Source organism: Anaerovibrio lipolyticus DSM 3074 (assembly GCF_900141865.1).
GTDB classification, from domain to species: domain Bacteria; phylum Bacillota; class Negativicutes; order Selenomonadales; family Selenomonadaceae; genus Anaerovibrio; species Anaerovibrio lipolyticus.
The window spans coordinates 121536-143361 of sequence record NZ_FQYW01000003.1 but is presented as its reverse complement, the minus strand read 5'-3'; the positions used below and the strand labels follow the sequence as shown (position 1 = coordinate 143361).

General features: G+C 46.4%; 19 protein-coding genes. 4 read left to right on the top strand and 15 right to left on the bottom strand.

Annotation, left to right across the window (positions count from 1 at the left end; genetic code table 11):
* Window positions 1–5 precede the first annotated feature (5 nt).
* From B6K08_RS00690 to cpaB, 9 genes are all read right to left on the bottom strand, one after another.
* A complete protein-coding gene (locus B6K08_RS00690) occupies window positions 6–959 on the bottom strand; it encodes a type II secretion system F family protein (protein ID WP_039212119.1) in 954 nt (317 codons plus the stop codon).
* A complete protein-coding gene (locus B6K08_RS00685; protein WP_080325184.1) occupies window positions 959–2341 on the bottom strand; it encodes a TadA family conjugal transfer-associated ATPase in 1383 nt (460 codons plus the stop codon). Before B6K08_RS00685 ends, B6K08_RS00690 begins: the two co-directional genes overlap by 1 nt.
* Window positions 2342–2379: 38 nt before the next feature.
* Window positions 2380–2829, bottom strand: coding sequence for a TadE/TadG family type IV pilus assembly protein (locus B6K08_RS00680; RefSeq protein WP_039206582.1), 450 nt, complete (start codon window positions 2827–2829; stop codon window positions 2380–2382).
* A gap of 104 nt (window positions 2830–2933) precedes the next feature.
* Window positions 2934–3131, bottom strand: a complete 198-nt coding sequence (locus tag B6K08_RS00675) for a Flp family type IVb pilin (RefSeq protein WP_039206581.1) — start codon at window positions 3129–3131, stop codon at window positions 2934–2936.
* A 130-nt stretch (window positions 3132–3261) separates the two neighbouring features.
* Window positions 3262–4230, bottom strand: a complete 969-nt coding sequence (locus B6K08_RS00670; protein ID WP_039206580.1) for a type II secretion system F family protein — start codon at window positions 4228–4230, stop codon at window positions 3262–3264.
* Window positions 4220–5356, bottom strand: a complete 1137-nt coding sequence (locus B6K08_RS00665; RefSeq protein ID WP_052211876.1) for a CpaE/TadZ family protein — start codon at window positions 5354–5356, stop codon at window positions 4220–4222. The genes B6K08_RS00670 and B6K08_RS00665 overlap by 11 nt, the downstream gene beginning before the upstream one ends.
* A gap of 14 nt (window positions 5357–5370) precedes the next feature.
* Window positions 5371–6183, bottom strand: coding sequence for a CpaE/TadZ family protein (locus B6K08_RS00660; protein ID WP_080325183.1), 813 nt, complete (start codon window positions 6181–6183; stop codon window positions 5371–5373).
* A gap of 30 nt (window positions 6184–6213) precedes the next feature.
* A complete protein-coding gene (locus B6K08_RS00655) occupies window positions 6214–7539 on the bottom strand; it encodes a type II and III secretion system protein family protein (protein ID WP_052211947.1) in 1326 nt (441 codons plus the stop codon).
* A 2-nt stretch (window positions 7540–7541) separates the two neighbouring features.
* Window positions 7542–8501: a Flp pilus assembly protein CpaB gene (gene cpaB, locus B6K08_RS00650; protein WP_159446662.1), complete on the bottom strand. Its 960-nt coding sequence runs from the start codon at window positions 8499–8501 to the stop codon at window positions 7542–7544.
* A 196-nt stretch (window positions 8502–8697) separates the two neighbouring features.
* Here cpaB and B6K08_RS00645 point away from each other — a divergent pair, with 196 nt between their 5' ends.
* Window positions 8698–9372 (top strand): prepilin peptidase, encoded by a 675-nt coding sequence (locus B6K08_RS00645; protein ID WP_052211942.1) that lies wholly within the window; start codon window positions 8698–8700, stop codon window positions 9370–9372.
* Between the two features lie 28 nt (window positions 9373–9400).
* On the opposite strand, the gene cysK is transcribed toward B6K08_RS00645, so the two are convergent.
* The 6 genes from cysK to B6K08_RS00615 all read right to left on the bottom strand — a co-directional run bounded on the left by cysK (window position 9401) and on the right by B6K08_RS00615 (window position 17304).
* Window positions 9401–10330: a cysteine synthase A gene (gene cysK, locus B6K08_RS00640; protein WP_039206864.1), complete on the bottom strand. Its 930-nt coding sequence runs from the start codon at window positions 10328–10330 to the stop codon at window positions 9401–9403.
* A 207-nt stretch (window positions 10331–10537) separates the two neighbouring features.
* Complete coding sequence (gene dnaB / locus B6K08_RS00635) at window positions 10538–11869, bottom strand: replicative DNA helicase (RefSeq protein ID WP_039206876.1); 1332 nt, start codon at window positions 11867–11869, stop codon at window positions 10538–10540.
* Between the two features lie 9 nt (window positions 11870–11878).
* On the bottom strand, window positions 11879–13870 hold the full coding sequence (gene lonC, locus B6K08_RS00630) for a Lon family ATP-dependent protease (RefSeq protein ID WP_039206861.1): 1992 nt from the start codon (window positions 13868–13870) through the stop codon (window positions 11879–11881).
* Between the two features lie 12 nt (window positions 13871–13882).
* Window positions 13883–14329, bottom strand: a complete 447-nt coding sequence (rplI, locus tag B6K08_RS00625) for a 50S ribosomal protein L9 (RefSeq protein WP_027396758.1) — start codon at window positions 14327–14329, stop codon at window positions 13883–13885.
* Entirely contained in the window at window positions 14301–16325 is a 2025-nt protein-coding gene (locus B6K08_RS00620) for a DHH family phosphoesterase (RefSeq protein WP_039206859.1), read from the bottom strand. Before B6K08_RS00620 ends, rplI begins: the two co-directional genes overlap by 29 nt.
* A gap of 22 nt (window positions 16326–16347) precedes the next feature.
* A complete protein-coding gene (locus B6K08_RS00615; protein ID WP_039206856.1) occupies window positions 16348–17304 on the bottom strand; it encodes a YybS family protein in 957 nt (318 codons plus the stop codon).
* 167 nt (window positions 17305–17471) lie between these two features.
* On the opposite strand from B6K08_RS00615, the gene B6K08_RS00610 reads away from it, so the two are divergent.
* From B6K08_RS00610 to B6K08_RS00600, 3 genes are all read left to right on the top strand, one after another.
* A complete protein-coding gene (locus tag B6K08_RS00610; RefSeq protein ID WP_039206854.1) occupies window positions 17472–18983 on the top strand; it encodes a phosphohexomutase domain-containing protein in 1512 nt (503 codons plus the stop codon).
* Between the two features lie 145 nt (window positions 18984–19128).
* Window positions 19129–20421 carry an adenylosuccinate lyase gene (purB, locus tag B6K08_RS00605; RefSeq protein ID WP_039206852.1) on the top strand — a complete coding sequence of 431 codons (1293 nt, stop codon included), beginning with the start codon at window positions 19129–19131 and terminating at the stop codon, window positions 20419–20421.
* Between the two features lie 72 nt (window positions 20422–20493).
* On the top strand, window positions 20494–21783 hold the full coding sequence (locus B6K08_RS00600; protein ID WP_039206850.1) for an adenylosuccinate synthase: 1290 nt from the start codon (window positions 20494–20496) through the stop codon (window positions 21781–21783).
* Window positions 21784–21826: the final 43 nt, after the last annotated feature.

Genomic DNA, 21826 nt, shown 5'->3' with positions numbered 1-21826 from the left:
CGGTATCAGAATTGCTTAATTAGATTAAGAATAACTGGCACCAATACTACCACGAACAGGGCCGGGAATATAAATAATAGTAACGGAAAGAGTATCTTTATGGGAGCCTTCAGGGCTTCCTCCTTGATGGACTGCCGCCGCCGTTCCCTCATATTGTCGGCCTGAATAGTAAGGGTGTTGCTGATACTGGTACCAAGGCGCTCCGCCTGTACTATGGAGGATACAAATAAGGACAGCTCTGGTACCTCACAGCGGTTGGACATACTCTTGAGGGCCATACGTCTGGCTACGCCCATGCTCATATCGTCCAGGGCTTCCCTTAATTCGTCAATGAGAGGTCCATGGGTGCGCTGGACGATTTTTTTTACGGCTGCATCAAAGGTGAGACCTGCCTGTACGCTGACACACATTAAATCCAAGACCTCCGGCAGCTGTTTTACTATTTTGGCCTGTCGCTTGGTAATTAGTGAATTAAGTATCATCAATGGTAACGAACCACCAACAATAAAACCCAATCCAAGCCAAAGGGCAGTCTGCATAAGAGGCAGACTGTGATAGCTGGCATATCTGTAGGCAAAGTAGAGGGCAAAGCATACAAAGAGGGCCCAAATAATGGAAAAGCCACCTACAGACAGCTTTTGCTTAAGACCGGCCACAGTCAGCTTGTGTTGGATTGTATCCGTAAGTGAAGCTGGGGTCAGCTCAAAGAAATTATTTTCCAGCTTGTCCGTCAGGGGTTTTATTACCCTGTTGTAAAAGGAAAGGTCTTCCTTTTCCTGCTCTCGGTTTATTGCCATATTGTTCATTAAGCGGGTGGCATCCACTGTGTTCAGTTCATTAATGGAGTTAAGACGCTTTTGATATGTGGATTGTGGCACCACATATTTTTGGATGAACCCAAAGCAAAGTAAAAATATTAATAAAGCCACAGACATGGAAAAAAGAAGGGCTAAAAGCATCAATACATTCCCCCCTCATCTCCCATATTCTGGAACATTTCATCAGGCAGCTCAACGCCGTTGGTTTGGAATTTGTCCAAAAAGCCCGGCAGCAGTCCTGTAGCCACAAAGCGTCCCATGGCTTTGCCAGTTTCGTCCATACCCGTCATCTGATAATAGAAAAGATCCTGGGTGGTAATGGTATCACCCTCTAAATGCTGAACCTCAGTTATATGGGTAATCTTGCGGCTGCCATCCTTTATGCGGGACTGATGGAGTATTAGGTCAATGGCAGAGGAAATCTGCTCTCTGATGGCCTTTACCGGCAAATCAAAGCCAGACATGAGCACCATGGTTTCCAAACGGCTGAGGGCATCTCTTGGGCTGTTGGCATGGGCGGTGGTAAGGGAACCATCATGGCCCGTATTCATGGCCTGCAGCATATCAAGAGCCTCACCGGAGCGCACTTCCCCCACTACAATGCGGTCAGGGCGCATACGCAGGGCGTTTCTTACAAGATCGCGAATGGTAATCTGACCCTTGCCTTCGATATTGGCAGGGCGGGATTCCAGAATTACCACATGGGGCTGCTGTAACCGTAGCTCTGCCGCATCCTCAATGGTGACGATGCGTTCATTGCTTGGGATAAAGGAAGACAGGGCATTTAGGGTGGTGGTTTTACCAGAGCCGGTACCACCTGTTACCAGTATATTAATTTTAGCTGCCACACAGGCCTGCAGGAACTTGGCCATCCTGCGGTCCAAGGTACCAAAATTAATGAGATTATCAAAGGTCAACGGCTTTTTGGAAAACTTACGGATGGTTACCACCGGACCCACCAAGGAAAGTGGAGGGATAATAATATTGACACGGGAACCATCACTAAGACGGGCATCCACCAATGGGGAGGCCTCATCAATGCGGCGTCCCAGTGGGGAAATAATCCGCTCAATTATATTCATCAGGTGCTCATCATTGTGGAAGGTAATATCTGTCAGCATAAGCTTTCCCATACGCTCCACAAAAATTTTCTTGGGACCGTTTACCATTACCTCTGTAATGGAATCATCCTTTAAGAGGCCCTCAATAGGCCCCAGTCCCAGCATTTCATCCCTAAGGTCACTGATAACTCTGCTCCGCTCACCCCTAGGAATGGCAAAGGGATTTTCATCCAGTACCTTTTGGACATAGGAATCTATGATATGCTCAATTTCCAGCACATCCTGATTTTTAGTGGATAAAATCCGCTGCTCCTCCGGAGTCATTTCCTCCACTATGCGATGATGTATTTTTAATTTAATTTCCTGAAAGGAATTGTCCACCTGATCCACGGAAAGGGAGGCAAAGATTCTCACCTGTACATTCCGCTGATTGGGGCGGCCTAATCTTTCCAAAAGTGACAAGGTAACTTCACTCCACTTCAAAGCACCAAAATAACCGCCTAACTGCCCCCACTGGAGCTGCCGGAATTAGGGCGGTACATGGTGTATTTTATATTAATCCCCTTAAGGGCACTACTTGAGCCAAAATTTCTCATAAGTCGGCCAAAATAGGAATTTGTATTATAAGGTGCGTTGGTTGTTACCACCACATCATTATTTTCATTTTTTACTTCCAGATATTGATTATTTCCCCCGGATTCCCTGTCCGGCTCCCATTTAAAGATATCACTGATGAGCTTAACATCCTTGATATTGTTCTTTACAATGGTCTGGCGAGCGGCAGTATCCTGGGCCAAAGAGGCCTCATGGGCAATGCTTCTGGTGGTATTGCTCAGCATCAGATAGTCCGCAAAGGCAAAACCAAAGTAAAATAATCCCACCATGAGCAAAAGAAAAAGAGGCAGAACAAATGCAAATTCCACAATGGCTTGTGCTTTTTGGAATCTCATAATTCTGCCTCCTCAGTTTTAATTTTTCTTTTAAAGATTTCCGAATGTAGTCACTGCAACTAGCGTTCCTCCGCTGATGCAGCTTCTAAATACATCCAGAGGAATTATGGATTTGTAGTTGTAGTTGAATTATTCTTTGCAGTATCAAGGGTATTTCCTACCTGAGTAAAAATGGCTGAAACCTTGTCTTTAATACCACCAGCATTGGTAAGACCTGCCGCAATGGCAACTACAAATGCAAGAATCAGAGCATATTCCACAATACCCTGACCCTTCTGTTCCAAATAACGCATAACCTTCATAATAAGTTCCTCCCTTCAAGACAAAACAATGTTGCTACAATTGTCCTAAAATAATTAACAAATAATAGCTACGAAATAATAATACACTTTTTCCCTAAAAAAGTCACGGGGAAAATGAATTATTATTTACCTATGTATCGATATTTACGATCCGTTTAATAACTATAAAACCAATAATTTCTAAAAAAACTGCAATTCCTATGGCAATGTGGCCGATTTCCTCTTCAAATAAAGGCTTTAAATAGCTGGGATTAATGGTATTAATAAACACTGCCAGGGCAATTGGTAACAGCGCAAGGATAATTCCAGACATTCTTCCCTGGGATGTAAGGGTTTTCACTTCCTGGCGCATTCTTAGCCGGGCATTAATGGTATTACTGATGCTGTCCAATATCTGGGACAAATTGCCTCCCACCTGGCGCTGAATCAGCACTGCAGTTATTACCAGATCAAAGTCCTTGCTTTTGACCCTTGCGCTCATATTTTCCAGAGCGGTTTCCAGAGGTACTCTGAGATTGGTTTCCCGCATGAGCTTCTCTACCTCCCTGCTGGCAGGGGCATCCATTTCTCTGGCCACATGCTCCATGGCCTGCATAAAGCTAAAGCCAGCCCGCATGGCATCTGCAATCATCTTCAGCATATCGCTGAGCTGGTTGGTAAAGGCAGCCTGTCGCCTCTGGATGTGAAAATTAAGTACAGCCCATCCCAGCAGGGCTCCGAAAATAAAGCCCAAAAGCATGCTGATTATTTGATGGGTATAGGCGAAGAAGGCCAGAGCACCAAATATGCCCAAGCTGGTCAGAATAAGCTGAAATTCTGGTCCTGTAATGGGCCAGTCAGCCTGCTGCATCTTAAGCTCAAGGGAATTGCTCCTCTTAAAGGGCTCCAGCATTTCACCTCCACGGTGAAGCAGGTACTTTATAAAATCCCCCAGAGTTTTTTTCCTGCCAGAAGCTGTATGACCTGCCTGGTAGTCGGCAAAATAGGCGATACGCTTCTTGATATTTTGTTTTTCACTGTTCTTGCGGCCCAGAAAAAACATAAATACACTAAAAACTATAAGGGCAGCAAGAAGGGCCATCATTAGCTTAAAAATCATCGTCGTTATCCTGCTTTTCCTTGGTGATTCTCCCCGCCAGATAGTTAATTCGCTGACTGAGAGGGCTGTTTGGCTTTAAATCAAGAGCCATACGGCCGTCATCGGCGGCGGTGGCCACATCCAGATAGGCATTAGGAATAATACCAACCACCGGATAGCCGATTAATTCCTCCATTTGTTGCTTGGCAGTAATAGTACAAGGCTCTACACGAGTAAGAATAATCTTCACCCTTTTCTTGTAATCAGGCCAGGTGGTAAAAATATCCATAGAACGCTGAATATGCTGCACCTCGAACCCACTGCCATTCAGCATGGTAACAATGTAGGTGGTATCAGACATTTCCGCTGCTGCAATGGAGGTGGGATTAAAGCCTGCCGGAACATCAATAAGCACGTACTGGAACATGGTTCTGGCCATATTAATAATAGTTTCCAAAGAATGTATGCTCACCTTGTCAATAAGGCTTGGCTCCTTGGTACCACAAAGAATGGACACGTTCTTGGCCACGGGCACAAAGTAGGAATTAAGGGACACCGGAGAAAGGAAATCCGTATCTCTGGCGGCCTCCACAATGGTGCTTTGTGGCTTTAGGTTGAAAAAGAAGGCCATATCTCCAAATTGTAGGTCGGCGTCAATAATGCCCACACTGGCATTGGTTTTTCTGGAGATGGCCATGGCCAAATTGGCAATAAGGGTGGTCTTGCCACTTTTTCCCTTAGGGCTGAAGAAGGTCATAACCTTGGCTTCCTTCCCTCCCGCTGCCGGTTTGCTAAAGGCAAAGATGGCATCCAGCAGCTCCTCAGAGGAAAAAGGCTTTACCAAGAAGCACTTGGCTCCTGCATTTACATAGAGACTGGAGCTTTCAGCGGACCATTTTTCACCGGTGCATATGATATCCGCATGGGGATACACCCGATGAAATTCCTCCAACAGACTCATAATATTAGGATTATCTGCATCCAGCAGAATAATATTGGGGGTAAATACCATGCCCTGGCCCAGGGCATCCTTGGCATCCCTGAAACGGGCCACCAGGGTGACGGTTTCAGTTTCCCGAATTATGTTGGAAAGCTGCTCCAAATAAAGGCGGTTGCCCTCCACCAGCATGACGTTGTTGTTAATCATTGAGAAGGCACCTCCTAACTAAATATCTTGGACAGCCACGAGTTCTTCTTTTGAGTTCCTGTGGTCTGGTAGCCCTTATTGGTATATCTTGCCACCAAAGCACGGAGCTCCTGGGTGAGCTCGCTATCCTGACCGTTTAATACCAGGGGAATTCCACTGGCAATGGATTCACTGGCGGAAATGAAATCATTGTGGAGAATGTGATAGAAATCCTCACCCAATATGCTTACCACGTCCTTCAGCTGAATATGGGTCTTGGAATCACTGCGGTTCAGCACCAGACGAATCTTGTTGGAATCGTAGTTCAAGGTACGGAGGGTTTCATTACCTATTTTCATATTTTTTATGGTTGGTATGAAATCCACAATTCCCAGAAAGGTAACGATGGTACTGATATCCAAAAGGGCCAGATTCAGTACGCTGAACATGGATGTGGTGTCCACGATAATATAGTCATATTGCATCCGCAGATTCTTCAGCACATCAATGATGGCTTCAGGACTTAGATTGTAGGCCTCCTCCAGCTTGTTTGGATTTGGAATCACCTGAAAAGCCACCCCTTCGTAGGCATAGGTGGTGAGCATAGGCATCAGAGAGCTGCCCGAATCCGCCTTTATACGGTCACAAAGGTCAGTAATGGTATATTCGGGGTTAAGGCGCAGATAATTTCTGATGTCCCCAAATTGCAGATCAAAATCTGCCAGGCACACACTATAGCCCTCTCTGGCCAGCTCTGAGGCCATATTTATACTTATAAGGGTTTTTCCCACAGCCGAGGCTGTACTAAAAAAGGTTATAATGACACCGTTAATTTGTTCTTCAGCCATACGCTCATCTCCGAAAAAACTGCATCAGAATTATTTTTCTTCATAGTTGTTCTTTACGATATCCAAATCATTTGGACTTACTTCCTTCATGTCGCCATACTCCTGCTTAGCCTGCTCCACTGCATTGGCAAATGGCTGGGATACCTTTAACGGATCATCGCTGTTTACGATGGTAGGTGTGATAAGGATAACCAGCTCATGACGATCTCTGGATGTGCTAGTGTATTTGAAGAATTCACCAATGATAGGAATGGAACTGAGAAGCGGAATCTTGCTTACATTCTTGCTTTCACTGTTGTTCATAAGACCGCCAATGGACATGGTTTCACCATCCGGAATGGTAATAACGGTGGAAGCCTTACGGGAAAGGAGGGCAGGAATTGTGCCCGCGCTGGTGGTTACAGCATTACTGTTATCCAGGGAACTGATTTCTGCATTTACCCCCGTAGTGATATTGTTGTCCGGGGTGGCAGTAGGCTTGATATGGAGCTTAATGCCGTATTCACGCCAGGTTATGGAAACATCACCGTTTTTGTTGGAAGTAGGCAGTGGAATCTCGCCACCTATGAGAATTTCGGCTTCCTCACCGCTCATGGTGGTAACATTTGGTCTGGAAAGAATTCTGGCCTTTCCCTGTTTTATAAGAAGGTTAAGTTTAAAATTAATGTTGTTGTAAACATGGGGGCCAAACTGCTTGAAATCCTGACCACCATAGAAGCTGCCAAAGGATATTCCACTGAAATCCCCGGCTTCAGTCCTGACAGTACCGCTGGAGCCTGTCATAATGCCCAGATCCTTGGCATCAGCATTGGAAATATCAATTACCATGGCTGCCAGATTAATCTGGGTAGGGTTATCCATTTCCAGCATATTGATGACGTTTTCAGGATTACTTACGAACATAACGGCCACGCTGTGGGCCTGCTGCTTTTCATATTGGTTTTTAACCTTTCCCTTTAGGAGAATTCTGTCCCCCACCTTTTCCACAGTGATTCCGGGAATGTTTATGGCCTGCTTGATGGCATTTGAGGTGCCGGAGTCCTTGTTGGAAACATTTACTATAAAATCCTGCTGCATACCATCATCGGTCCATACTGTAAGGCTGGTGGAACCGGGAGATACGCCGATAATATTAAGGGTTCTGTTGTTGATAACATTTACATCCGCAATGGCGGGATTTGCAATGGCTACCCTGATAATGTCAGCATAGCTGGAGGCATTAAAAAGGGTAGATTGATTTATCTCCAGATAGAGAGGCTGAACGTAGGCTGCTGCCACAGAGGTGGACAGAAACAGCATTAATGCGGTCAGCATGGTGGCTATATGAAGTTGCCAATTATGTATAGTATTTTTCATTTTTAGGCTCCCTCTCTGGTAACTTTGGTACCGCGAATAACTTCAACTGAACCATAGGATTGGGCTGGTGCCGGTGCTGCTGCCCCGTTGGATACAGGCTGACCGCCACCTGCCGGCATAGGCTGTCCTCCCTGTGGTGTAGCCCCCTTATTAGTTACCTTGGAATATTCCGTGTTAGTAGTAAATGTATCTCTAGGCTTATAAGGTCTCAGTACAAGATATACGGTGCCGGACTGGGCTGCTGCGATAAGCTCCATGGCATCCCTTGGTGATACTGCCAAAGTGGCGGTGGCCACGCCTGAAGAAGCGGTATTGCTAGGTGCAGGCTGGCTGTTGCCCTGAACGTTGCTATTGTTATTACTATTATTATTTTTGTCACCATCCTCATTGGCTGGTGTATTTACCACAACATTTCGCTGACTGTACATCGGTGTTTTGTTTATGGCCAAAAGCAGAATATTTTGCAAAATAATGTTGGAGGTAATGCGGCTATCATTACCACTACCTGATACCACCAACACATCCACATAATCTCCAGGCTTGGCGAAGCCGGAAATACCGGTAACATCGTTGATGCCTATGGATATGGCCCGACAATCCGGTGGAATAGTGCCGGTGAAGCCAGCCATCTTTATATCCATCAATACCTTTCTGTCGGTAACGATATCATCGCGCATTATCTGGAATTTAGCAGGCTTGCCTACAATATCCTTTACATCGGTAATGGCATCATCTGGCACAAATTCCACGGGAATTTCCTTTGTAGTGAGCATATTTGATTGAATAAGGGTTCGGGGAGCAATATCCGTGGCCGCCACTATAACTGTGGCCTTTTCCCCGTTATAGGCGGGTACCGGTGTTTCCGGTTTTTGCTCCAAATAAATAAACAACAGGATGCCAAACAGTAGGCTGGCAATGGCGGCGAAAACTATCCAATATTTGTAGCTGATTTTTTCAGCCATTTCAGAAAATTGTTTTGTAAATTCTGGTTTCATTTTTTGCCTGTCCTTATTTAAAAATTGTTTTATTGCATTTAATATCCTAAAATATGTTTATGGATATATTATACTGCAATTGTTTAGATTTTTCTTTATAAATTATTAGCAAAAGATAATATTTTTATGTTTTGTGTAGATATCTTTAAAGCAGGTGATTAAATTGTTGGGAGACATCTTTATAAATAAAGTTTTAATCATTGCCCTGTTGGGGCTCTTAGGCTATTTTTTGGGACGTGGGCTCCTGGCCTGGTCCGAATATCTCAGCCGGGAATACGAGAGCGAATTGGATACCTTCATTCCCGTCACAAGGCCAGTAGCAGAAAATAAATGGCTTATGCTCATAGCAGCCATAGTGCCTTTGATATGTGTTGCCATAGCTTATCACTTATATGGGATTCAGTACCCTATTATTCTATATGTATTTGCTGTTTCCCTTTTTATGGTGCAATTTTCTTTAACTGATTTTTTGTGGCAGGTGATTTTTGATAAACAGCTGGCCCTGTTTGCCATTTTGGGAATCAGCAGATTGCTGGTAACAGGTGATGGTCTGGCAGATGGATTGATGGCTGCCGCTATTGGCTTCATTGGATTTTTCCTTCTTGCGGTTATCACCCGAGGAGGTTTTGGCGGCGGTGATGTGAAGCTCATAGGTGCCATGGGGCTGTGGCTTGGTTCGGATCTTCTTCTTACCACTGTGATAGTGGGCTCAATTCTTGGAGGAATTGTGGCCCTGCTGCTGTTAATTACAAAAAAAAGAGGCCGCAGGGAATATTATCCCTACGGACCCTATTTTGCCATCACTGGCATGATATTGTTTTTGTTGACACTTAACTGATTATTTGTCGAGTGCTTATTAGTCTGCTTTAAGAAAAGAGAGGGGTGGACAGATAACGGTCACCGGTATCTGGCAGGAGGACCACGATGTTCTTGCCCTTGTTCTCAGGCTTTTTGGCCTGCTGAACAGCTGCTGCAAGAGCTGCGCCAGAAGAAATGCCGATGAGAATACCCTCACTCTGGGAGAACTGGCGGCCATACTTAAAGGCATCATCGTTTTCAATAGGGGCAATTTCATCGTAAATCTTGGTATTCAGGGTATCTGGAACAAATCCGGCACCAATGCCCTGAATCTTGTGAGGACCGGCAGTGCCCTTGCTTAGAACAGGGGAAGTGGCAGGCTCCACAGCTACTACCTTCACATCGGCCTTTTGGGACTTCAGATATTCCCCAACACCGGTAAGAGTACCACCAGTGCCTACGCCGGCAATAAATATATCCACATTGCCATCGGTATCATTCCAGATTTCTGGGCCGGTGGTTTTTTTATGGGCTTCAGGGTTGGTAGGGTTGGTGAACTGGGATGGGATAAAGGAATGTGGGGTGTTCTTTGCCAGTTCCTCGGCCTTTTCAATAGCACCCTTCATACCCTTGGCACCATCGGTAAGGACAATCTCTGCACCATAGGCCTTTAAGAGATTGCGGCGCTCCACGCTCATGGTCTCCGGCATGGTGAGGATGGCCTTGTAGCCACGGGCTGCAGCGAAGCTGGCCAAGCCGATTCCGGTGTTGCCACTGGTAGGCTCGATGATAACGGAGTCAGGGGTGAGCTTGCCCTCTGCCTCGGCCTGCTCAATCATAGCCTTGGCGATGCGGTCCTTAACACTGCCTGCTGGATTGAAATACTCCAGCTTCACAAGAATATTAGCCTCAAGGTTATTGGCCTTGGCGAAATTGTTTGCCTTTAAAAGAGGGGTACCACCGATAAGTTCAGTAACACTGTTGTAGATTCTAGCCATAATAAACGCCTCCTAAAATATTATGTATTAGTTCGTTGGTGAAAACATATATGTTTAGTATGTTTGTATTTTAATACCTACCATTTTGGTTGTCAATAGGCTTTTTATTATTTTTAAAAAATTTTTGGACACAAAAAAGCCCGATTATCCATGGAGATAAATGATATGGATAAATCAGGCTTTAAATTTGAACGATAAACTATGTCATTACTGCATCTTGGACAAGTCGTTGAAACGGGTAAATTCCTTCTTGAAGAACATCTTCACCGTATCCACAGGACCATTACGATGCTTGGCCACAATAACCTCGGTAATATTTTTATTTACCGTTTCCGGATCGTAGTAATCCTCGCGGTAGAGGAACATTACGATATCCGCATCCTGCTCCAGGGAACCGGATTCACGGAGGTCACTGAGCATAGGACGCTTTATCTGGCGGCTTTCCACGCTTCGGGAAAGCTGGGAAAGGGCAATGACGGGAACATTCAGCTCACGGGCCACCGCCTTCAGTGAACGGGAAATCTCGGATATTTCCTGCTGACGGTTATCTGTGGCCCCCTTGCCGGTGCGTCCCTGCATCAGCTGGAGGTAGTCGATGATAATCAGATCCAGTCCCTTTTCTGCTTTCAGACGGCGGGCCTTGGACCGTAGCTCCATTACGGTGATACCAGCGGTATCATCAATATATAAAGGCGCCTCTGCTACTTTGTTGGCCACGTTTACCAGCTTACTCCAGTCAGTTTTGTCTAGTTCTCCTTTACGGAGCTTTTGGGAGTCAATACCACCCTCGGAGCACAGCATACGCTGAACCAGCTGCTGCTTGGACATTTCCAGGGAGAAGAAGGCCACGTTCTTGTGTTCCTTCAGGGCCACATGGGCACCTATGTTAAGAGTGAAGGCGGTCTTACCCATACTTGGGCGGGCAGCCACCAAAATAAGGTCAGAGGCCTGAAGGCCGGAGGTGAGCTTGTCCAAATCCGTAAAGCCGCAGGGAATACCAGTAAGTCCCCCCTTGCTTTCGTAGAGCACATTGATTTTGTCAAAGGTCTCCATTACGATGTCCCGCATTGGGGTAAAGGCACTGACATTCTGGCGGTTGGCCACCTCCATAATCATCTTTTCCGACTTATCAATAACGTCAGCCACATCGTCGGAGGACTCGTAGGCCATGCCCGCAATGTCTGTGGCGGTATTTATCAGGTGTCTCAAATCAGACTTTTCACGCACTATCTTGGCATGGTAGGTAACATTGGCTGCTGTTGGAACAGTATTGGCCAAGGCAGTAATAAAGGTAACACCACCCACCTTTTCCATAAGATTCTCATTGTTGAGATAATCGGAAACGGTGACGATGTCCGCCGGCTCGTTTTTGTTAAAGAGAGCCAGCATGGCTTCATATACGATTTTGTGTGCATCACGGTAGAAATCCTCAGGTCGTAAAATCTGGGAAACTTCGGCGATGGCCTCTTTTTTTATTAGCATGGCTCCCAAAACAGCCTGTTCAGCATCTATGTTTTGAGGTGGAACTCTATCAATCATTGGCATCTGCTAATCCTCCGATTTTTCTGGCTCCGGAGCCAGAAGTAAATCAAATGCTTCCTTGGCAGTGGAAACGGGGTGAATATCCAGTCCCAGATGCTGCTTTGGAATATCCTTGCTGTTTTCCTTTGGAATAATCAGGGTCTTTATACCCGCCTGTTTGGCGCCATAAGCCTTTTCGAAGACGCCACCCACGGGACGGACGCGCCCCTGAAGAGAAATTTCTCCTGTCACTGCCACATCCTGACGGATAGGACGCTTGGTGATGGCGGATAAAATAGCGGTAAGAATGGCGGTTCCGGCACTTGGACCGTCAATATTGCCTCCACCAATAACGTTAATGTGAATGTCGTAATCGTGAATATCCTTACCCGTAATCATACGCACCACGGAGGCCGCGTTAAATACGGAGTCCTTGGCCATACTGCCGGCGGTTTCATTAAAGCGCACTGTCCCCTTGCCCTTTTCACGGGCTTCAAAGGCAATGGCCTCGATTTCAATAACGGAGCCCAAAAAGCCTGCCACTCCCAAACCGAAAATATGGCCTACCTCCAGACGATCTGACGCCTTTTGGGTCACATAAGGACTTAGACGGCTCACCTGGGCCACCCTGTAAATGTCCGCCTTTTCAATGGAAACTGTGACGTCAGCCTCTTGGTCCAACTCCTGCTGGGCATTACGTTCTAAAGCAAGACTGTAGGCATCTGCCAAAATGTTTATGGCTTTACGGCCTTCGATGGTATATTCACTTATAAGCTCTGCCACTCCATCCCCTAAATCTGCGGAGAGCTTTTTGGCGGCATTTCGTACGATTTCCTGAATATTGGCAGGAGTCAGTGGCTCGAAATATATTTCCGCACATCTGGAACGGAGAGCCGGATTGATGTGTGATGCTTCTCTGGTAGTGGCACCAATGAGTACGAAGTCAGCCGGAGCCCCCTCTTCAAATAATTTTTTGATATAAGGAGGAATCTTCTCGTCAGCCGGATCATAATAGGCGGATTCAAAGAAAGCCCGCTTATCCTCAAGAACCTTAAGGAGCTTGTTTTGGAGCATAACATCCATTTCGCCGATTTCGTCAATAAAGAGAATACCACCATGGGCATCGGTAACCAGTCCGGGCTTTGGCTCCGGAATACCAGTATCAGCCAGATCCCTACGGGCTCCTTGGTAAATAGGGTCATGGACAGAGCCCAGCAACGGGTTGGTCATGTCCCGGGGATCCCAGCGTAAGGTTGTACCATCTGTTTCAATGAAAGGTGCATCATCAGTAAAGGGAGATAGCTTCCGCTTTTTAGCCTCTTCCAGCACAAGGCGGGCGGCAGTGGTTTTGCCCACTCCCGGTGGCCCGTACAGGATAAGATGCTGTGGATATGGGGAACTGAGCTTGGCCAGCAAGGAGTCCACAGCCCTTTTCTGGCCTACAATTTCATCTGTGGAGGATGGTCGTAAAAGCTCCATAACAGACTGGGTCAGACTAACCTTCTCCAGATCCTCCAAATGCTCCCGCTTCTTCTGCTCCAGAGGAGATTCCACATTCTTTTTCTCCTCTTTGAGAATCTGCATTTTTATGTCCTTAACGTAATCCTGATGATTTTCCTCAAGGCGCTCTGCCACCTTCTTCTCCAAATCATCCTCCACCGAGCGGCGGGCCAGAATATCGGAGAACTGCTCCGTAAGCTGCTCCAATATGTTTAGCAGCTCATCATCCTTGGGTACCTCCTTGATGGTGGGATTTTCGTTAATAATTCTCTGTAAAGCAAGTACACGCTCACCTCTTTTAGGTGAGCGCACGTACTGTAAAGCGTCCATTTTGCCTGCCTTGATAACCAGCTTGTCGGAGCCGTAATAGTCCACAAGCAGATTAAACAGGGCATCTATTTTTCTGTCCACCTCATCACGGGGACCCATTTCAGCCTCCAGAGCTGCCTTGGCAGAATCCAGATTGGCATCACGGTCCTGGGTTTTGAGATTTAACAATTTAGAAAAGAAATTCTTCATGAATAAAACCTATTAACCCTGTACTACTTCTACCTTAATAGTGGAGGTGATTTCTGGGTGCACCTTAATGATTGCCTCATAGGTGCCTACGCCGGAAATTTCAGTCTTAAGGGAAATCTTACGCTTATCAATATCAATGTTGTGCTTTTTCTTCAATACCTCGGCAATGTCCTTGCCACCAACGGAGCCAAAAAGACGGCCGTTTTCACCGATTTTTACAGGAATGGTAACGCTGACCTGGGAAAGCTGGGCAGCCATGAGCTTGGCCTCATCAGTGTCCTGGGCCTTCTTGCGGGCAGCGGAGCCAGCCTGGGCCTTGGCAACATTTATATTGTTGGAGGTTGCTTCCACAGCCACCTTCTTTGGCAGCAGAAAATTGCGGCCGTAGCCGTCGGAAACCTCTACGATATCACCTTTTTTACCTACGTTCTTAACGTCCTTCTGCAGTATTACTTTCATTGCTATCAAACTCCTCTATAAAGCTATTTGTATATTCCAATACTTGGTTATAAACATCATCCACAGTGCCATCCTTCAGCTGGGTTCCAGCCACATTCTGATGGCCGCCGCCACCAAAGTTTTCCATGATAAGCTGAACATTTATATCCCCTGCGGAGCGGGCACTGACACCTACAGTATTCTGAGTCAGCTGGAATACCACTATGCTGACCCGGACCCCTTCGATTCTCAGCATGGAGTCCGCCACCTGAGCTGCTACCACCTGAATATTAGGCATGACTTCAGGACATTTTGTAATAATAAGGCCATTTGGCAGCATATTGGCTGTGGCCTTGGCCTTGGCCTCTGCCACCTCAGTGGCAAAGTCAGTTCTAAAGAGCTGGCGGACAGCCACCAGATCAGCACCCCAACGGCGAAGATATGCTGCCGCTTCAAAGGTGCGCACACCCACCTGAACAGCAAAGTTCTTTGTATCCACCAAAATACCGCAGTACAAGGCAATGGCCTCTATGCGGCTGATTTTTAGCTCATCACCAAAGTACATAAGCAGCTCTGTAACCAGCTCACTGGTAGAGCTGGTGGCAGTTTCAGTGTAGGCAATTTTTGTATTTTTGATGCAGTTCTCACTGCGTCTATGGTGGTCGATTACTACCACCTGCTCAATGCGCTCTAGCATTTCCGGGGCGGCAGTGAGATGAGGAATAAAGGTATCCACCACGAAGAGTACAGGATTCTGGGCAGTAATGTTTACCACCTTGTCGTTAGGAATAAAGAGTCCTGCATATTCCTCACGGGAGGACAGCAAATCGATAATCTTATCAATGCCCTCGTTCATGTCGCTGAGGATAATGTGAACTGGCTTTTCAAGGATTTTGGCCATGCGGGCCACACCCATGGCAGCACCAAGAGCATCGAAGTCCTCGTTGTGATGGCCCATGATAAATATCTCATCGGCAGTTTGCATGAGGGCTTTAATGTTGGAGGCCATAACTCTGGCCTTAACCCGGTTCTGCTTTTCCAGTGCTTTGGTTTTTCCACCAAAGAAGCTGGTCTGGCCGTTCATCATAATAGCTGCCTGGTCACCACCACGGCTCAGTGCCAGATCCAGCATAGCCTGGGCTTGCTGGCCCAGCTCAATGTAGGTCTGACGGTCAGCCACGGAAATACCCATACTAAGGGTAATTGGCAGCTTGCTGGTGGTGTTAAAGAGATTGTGAATCTTGTCTAAAATATCAAACTTTTCACCTATGGCCATATCCAGATTGCGGCGCTCAATAACCGCAATATACATATCGTTGCTGATACGACGGGTATAGCCCTCAAGGTGTGTGGTCCATTCATCAATCATCTTGTTGGCCTCAAATATGAGACTGTTTTTCTCCGCATCATTCAGGCCCTTCAGTACGTCATTGTAGTTATCAATCTGAATGTACATGAGGACTGAGCGGCTGTTGGCGTGAATACGCTTCAGCAGCTGAAAAGGAGTGTCATCAATAACATAAAGGGCCATAAGTCCACAGGAGTCATCCTTGGTGGCGATAGGCACATATTTTACCTTGTAATGGACATTTTCATGGATAAATACAGTTTCCCCGTTTTTACCCCAGATAGAATTCAAATCCAGCTCCGGCCAAAAGGCATCATCGCCCTTGCTGATGGACATACCATATTCCGGAATAACCCTGATGTGCTTTTCCAGCTCCTTGTTAAACCACTGGAGTCGTCCGCTTTTATCTGTGATGACAATCATCTGTGGCAGATTATCCAGGGCGTAGTTGGAAGCATCATTAACATTGCTGATTACAGTATGGCAATAGTGGGCAAATTCCTCACTTCGATAGCGACACCGTTCATAGCCGAAGAACAAGGTGGCGCACCATACCATCAGTGATGCTGCACCGATATACCAGTTGTATAAAAACAGTACAACCACCAACAAAAGGGCGGCCAAATGTATAATGGCAATATCAATCCAGGCATTTAGATTTCTAGGCATTTTAATAAACCTCTGTTTCTAATTAATTGCGTCTTGCAGAAAAACGCTTGCGATAATCAAAAATCATATCAAACAGGCCCACAAAGGCTAACAGCTGAGCCAACAGTCCGTTAATAAATATGAAGCCAATGATAATCCAGAACATCCATCTGGAGATTTTGTTTCTAAGCAGGCTGCTCAGTATGGCCACTCCTTGAACAAAACCAGTACAGGTAGTGAGGAAAAATGCATTGTAGGAAATCTGAGTCAATAATGAGATATTGCGTGATTCCCCCCAGTAAATTCCCACCAGAGAAAAACCAAAGAGGTAAAATAGGGCTACAGGCAAACGCCACTGGTCAAGGGGTGGCAGCTTTGGAAGATTATAGCCCAAATGGGTCAGCACCTTACGTCCCATAACATAGTTAATGAGGGTGGTAATAAGGCCGGAGCAGATTATTATCAGCGGCATTAGCATCCCCACTAGCTTAAAGGCCTGGCCAAAGTTGTCTTTCATCTCGGCAACCTTGTCGGCCGGTACCCCCATGGCCTCATAAGCTGAAATAGAAGAATTGAAGGTGTCCTCCATCATCTCCAGCTCCATGTTGAAGGGATTAATACCTGTAATGGCCAAAAACAGTCCCAAGGCCAACAGCATGGATATTACAGCGGTTACCAGGGATATGAGCAGGTTCTGACCAGCGGGTAGAGCCCTTCGGAAGCCATATCCAAGGGCAATAGCCGGTGGGGCAAAGCCCAATACCAGTCTGATAGCCGACATGGGTTCAATCAGTATGGCCATAATAATTCCGGCGGCCAATACACTCAGCAGGGCCCACTTTAGACCGTGCCGTACCTCCAGAATCAGAATGGGCAAAGGCCAAATTAAAATAGCTACTTCACCCAACAGGGGGATATAGACTCCCACTAAGGCCACTATAACAGTGATAGCCACCAATAGGCTGCTTTCCGTCATAGATTTTATTTTTATATCTGCCATGCTTTCAATCTCCTTAAATAGTAACGCGAGATGGAGACTACCCCGCATTAATTCATCATTATATCATTTTATAAAAAAACATGCCACCTGTGTACTGTTAGTGGTACTAAGTGTCCAATTGAGTTATAATATCAAATATAGAAAAAAATACCCTGGAGGTGTTCAATATGGACGAAAAAATGTTGTTAAAGCTGCAAAATGGCAGCGATATACGCGGTGTTGCCATGGAAGGTGTTGAAGGCGAGGATGTCACCCTTACTCATGACGTTGCCAATGTTATTGGTGCCGCCTTTGTTAATTTTTTGGCAGAGAAAATTGGTAAGCCCGCCAATAAGCTGAAGATTGCCGTTGGCCATGACTCCCGTCTGAGTGCTGAGAGCCTGAAGGAAGCTGCAATACAGGGGGCTATGAATTTGGGGGCACGGGTTTTTGACTGCGGTCTTTCCTCCACCCCTGCCATGTTTATGTCTATTGTTTTTGAAGACACCCAGATGGACGGTGCCATCATGATTACCGCCAGTCATTTGCCATATAACCGTAATGGTTTGAAATTCTTTACGGCTGAAGGCGGTTTGGAGAAGGCTGATATTAAGGCCATTCTCAAGGGAGCAGCCAAGCTGGAGCCTGCGGAATATGATATCAGTGACGTGGAGACCTTGGAGCTTATCGATCTTTACTCCGAATATTTGTGTGAAAAAATCAGAGTGGGTGCCAATCTGGAGGAGAACTACATGCAGCCTCTCTCCGGCATGAAAATTGTGGTGGATGCAGGCAATGGAGCCGGGGGTTTCTTTGCGGACAAGGTATTAAAGCCATTGGGGGCAGATACTACCGGCAGTAAGTATCTTGATCCTGACGGACGGTTCCCTAATCACGTTCCTAACCCTGAGAACAAGGAGGCCATGGCTTCTATTAAAAAAATTGTTAATGATTCCAATGCAGATTTGGGACTTATTTTTGATACTGATGTGGACCGTATGGGAGCAGTGCTGCCAGATGGGAAGACTATAAGCCGTAATGCCCTTATAGCCATGATGGCGTCTATTCTGGCTCCTGATTATCCGGGCAGTACCATTGTTACGGATTCTGTAACCTCCGATGAGCTCACCGAATTTTTGGAGGGAAGCCTTCATTTGAAGCATCATCGCTTCAAGAGAGGCTATAAGAATGTCATCAATGAATGTATCCGCCTCAACGAGGAAGGTATTGTATCCCCATTGGCCATTGAGACCTCTGGCCATGGTGCCCTGCAGGAAAACTATTATTTGGATGATGGGGCATATTTGGCTGTTAAGCTGATTATAGCCGCTGCCAAGGCTAAACGCGAGGACAAGACTCTTGCCAGTCTTATTGAGGAGCTGGGTTACCCTGCAGAGGCCAGAGAGTATCGTTTATACATCCGTGGCCTGGAGGATTATAAGACCTACGGCAGAGGTGTTCTTGAGGAGTTCAAGGAGCTGGCTGAGGCCCGTGGAATTCAGGTGGCTTCCCCATCCTACGAGGGCGTTCGTCTTGTATTCCCTAACGAGGGTTGGATTCTTCTTCGCCTGTCCCTCCATGATCCAAATATGCCAATGAATATCGAGGGCAAGCACGCCGGTGATTGTGATAAGCTCACAAATATTGCCAAGGAGCTGGTATCAGGCTTCGTTCATCTTGATGACAGCGTGATGTATTAAGGCCTTGTATACATGGCGTAGCGGTTGACAGTGCCTTCTGTCTAATGCTATGATGTATGCGGATAACAATGGGGTGAATAATTATTCTCCCCGCCCGTAAATTCGGGCAATAAGCTGTTTTCTTTTTTAAGGAGGAATTGCATCAATGATCGAACGGTATACCAACCCTGAAATGGGTAATATCTGGACTCTGCAGCATGAGTTTGAGGTTATGCTGGATGTGGAAATCGCCGCTTGCGAAGCTATGGCAGAGTTGGGGGAGATTCCAAAGGAGGCTGCCAGGAACATTCGTGAAAAGGCCCATTTCGAGCTGGATCGAGTAAAGGAAATTGAGAAGGAAACCAACCATGATATTATTGCTTTCCTGACCAATGTGGCTGAGTATGTAGGCGATGATTCCAAGTATATTCACAAGGGATTGACTTCCAGTGATGTTAAGGATACTGCCCTTGGCATTATGATGAAGAAATCCGCCGAGCTGATTATTGATGATTTGAAAAAATTCCGTGAGGTACTGAAGCGCCGCGCAGCTGAGTTCAAGCACACAGTTTGCATCGGCCGTACCCATGGTATCCACGCAGAGCCAATGACCTTTGGCTTGAAGCTGGCTCTCTGGATGAATGAGATTGACCGTGACATTGAGCGTGTGGAGCATGCCAAGAAGATTGTTTCCGTTGGTAAGCTCTCCGGTGCTGTTGGTACTTATTCCAACATTAATCCAAAGATTGAAGAGCTGGTTTGTCAGAAGCTGGGTATCACCCCTGCACCTTTGGCTACTCAGGTTATTCAGCGTGACCGTCATGCCGAGTACATGACTACTCTCGCTATTGTAGCAAGCTCCTTTGAAAAGTTCGCTACTGAGATTCGTAACCTCCAGCGCACCGATATCCGTGAGGCTGAGGAATATTTCAGCCCAGGTCAGAAGGGTTCTTCTGCTATGCCTCATAAGCGTAATCCTATTACCTGTGAGCGTATTGCTGGTATGGCCCGTCTGGTTCGCGGTAATGCTCTGGCATCCATGGAAAATATTGCTCTCTGGCATGAGAGAGATATTTCCCACTCCTCCGTAGAACGTGTTATCCTGCCAGATTCTACTATTAATGTAGATTACTGCATAAAGAAGTTTACCAACATCATTGACAAGCTGCTGGTATATCCAGATGCTATGATGGAGAACTTAAATAAGACCGGCGGTCTGATTTTCTCCCAGCGAATTCTTATTGCCCTGGTATCCAAGGGCGTTCTTCGCGAGGATGCTTACAAGTGGGTACAGCGTAATGCCATGAAGAGATGGCTGGAGAAGGAAGACTTTAAGACCAATATCAGCAAGGATGAGGATGTAGTTAAGTACCTGTCTCAGGATGAGATTGATGAGTGCTTCAAGGTAGATTATTTCCTCCGTCACGTTGACATGATTATGGCTCGCTTCGGACTGTAATAAATTGATTTTTGAATTTGTTAATAAAGGGGCCGCCTAAGCGGCCCTATATTTTTGAGGGGAGAGACCTTTATGGCTTCAGTAGTAATCCTTGGAACCCAGTGGGGTGACGAAGGCAAGGGAAAGATCGTTGATTATTTGGCACAGCAGGCAGAGGTGGTTGTCCGCTCCCAGGGCGGCAGTAATGCAGGTCACACCGTAGCTGTTGATGGTGTTGAATACAAGCTCCGCCTTATGCCATCCGGTATTCTGTTCAAGGGTACCTTAAATGTGGTGGGTAACGGCGTTGCCTTTAACCCAAAGGTTATGCTTCAGGAAATGGATGGCATGATTGAAAAGGGTATTGATGTAAGCGGTATCCGTATCAGTAACCGTGCCCATGTGGTAATGCCATACCATTGTGAAATGGATGTCTGCCTTGAGGAAATGAAGGGGGCCAACAAGGTTGGTACCACCAAGAATGGTATCGGTCCATGCTATGTGGACCGTGATAACCGTATTGGTATTCGTGTTTGTGACTTCATCGACAAGGAAGAATTTGCCAAACGCTTAAAGGAAAATCTGGCCATTAAGAATAAGCTGATGGCGGGCGTTTTTGGCAAGGAGCCATTTGACTACGAGGCTATCCTTAAGGAATACGAGGGCTACGCTGACCGTCTGCGTCCTTATGTATGTGATACTATTGCTCTTCTCCACGATGAAATCAGGGCTGGAAAAAAGATTCTCTTCGAGGGTGCCCAGGCTACCATGCTGGATATTGACTATGGTACTTACCCTTATGTAACCTCCTCCCACCCTGTTTCAGGTGGTGTCTGCGTTGGTGCTGGTGTGGCTCCACGGGATATTGACAAGGTTGTGGGTGTGGTAAAGGCCTATTGTACCCGCGTTGGTGAAGGCCCCTTCCCTACAGAGCAGCTTAACGAAATCGGCGATAAAATCCGTGATGCAGGCCATGAGTATGGTACAGTTACCGGCCGTCCACGCCGTACAGGCTGGTTGGATGCCTGCGTAGTCCGCTACGCCGGTATGCTTTCCGGAATTGACTATATGGCCATTACCCGTCTGGATATTTTGGATATTATGCCAGAAATCAAGATGTGCGTAGGCTATAAGTACAAGGGGGAGCTGCTTAACGAGATTCCGGCCTCCCTTAAGGTGCTGGCCGAGGTTGAGCCTGTTTACGAGACCTTCGAGGGCTGGCAGACTGATATCAGCGGCATCAGAAAGTATGAGGATCTTCCAGAAAAGGCCCGCATTTATCTGGAGCGTATGGCTGAGGTTACTGGTATTAAGCTGGGCATCGTTTCTGTTGGTCCTAACCGTGATCAGACCATTATCATCGCTGATGATTTGTTCAAATAAGACAAAAATACAGTAGGAAGAGGTCCACATGAGGACATCTTCC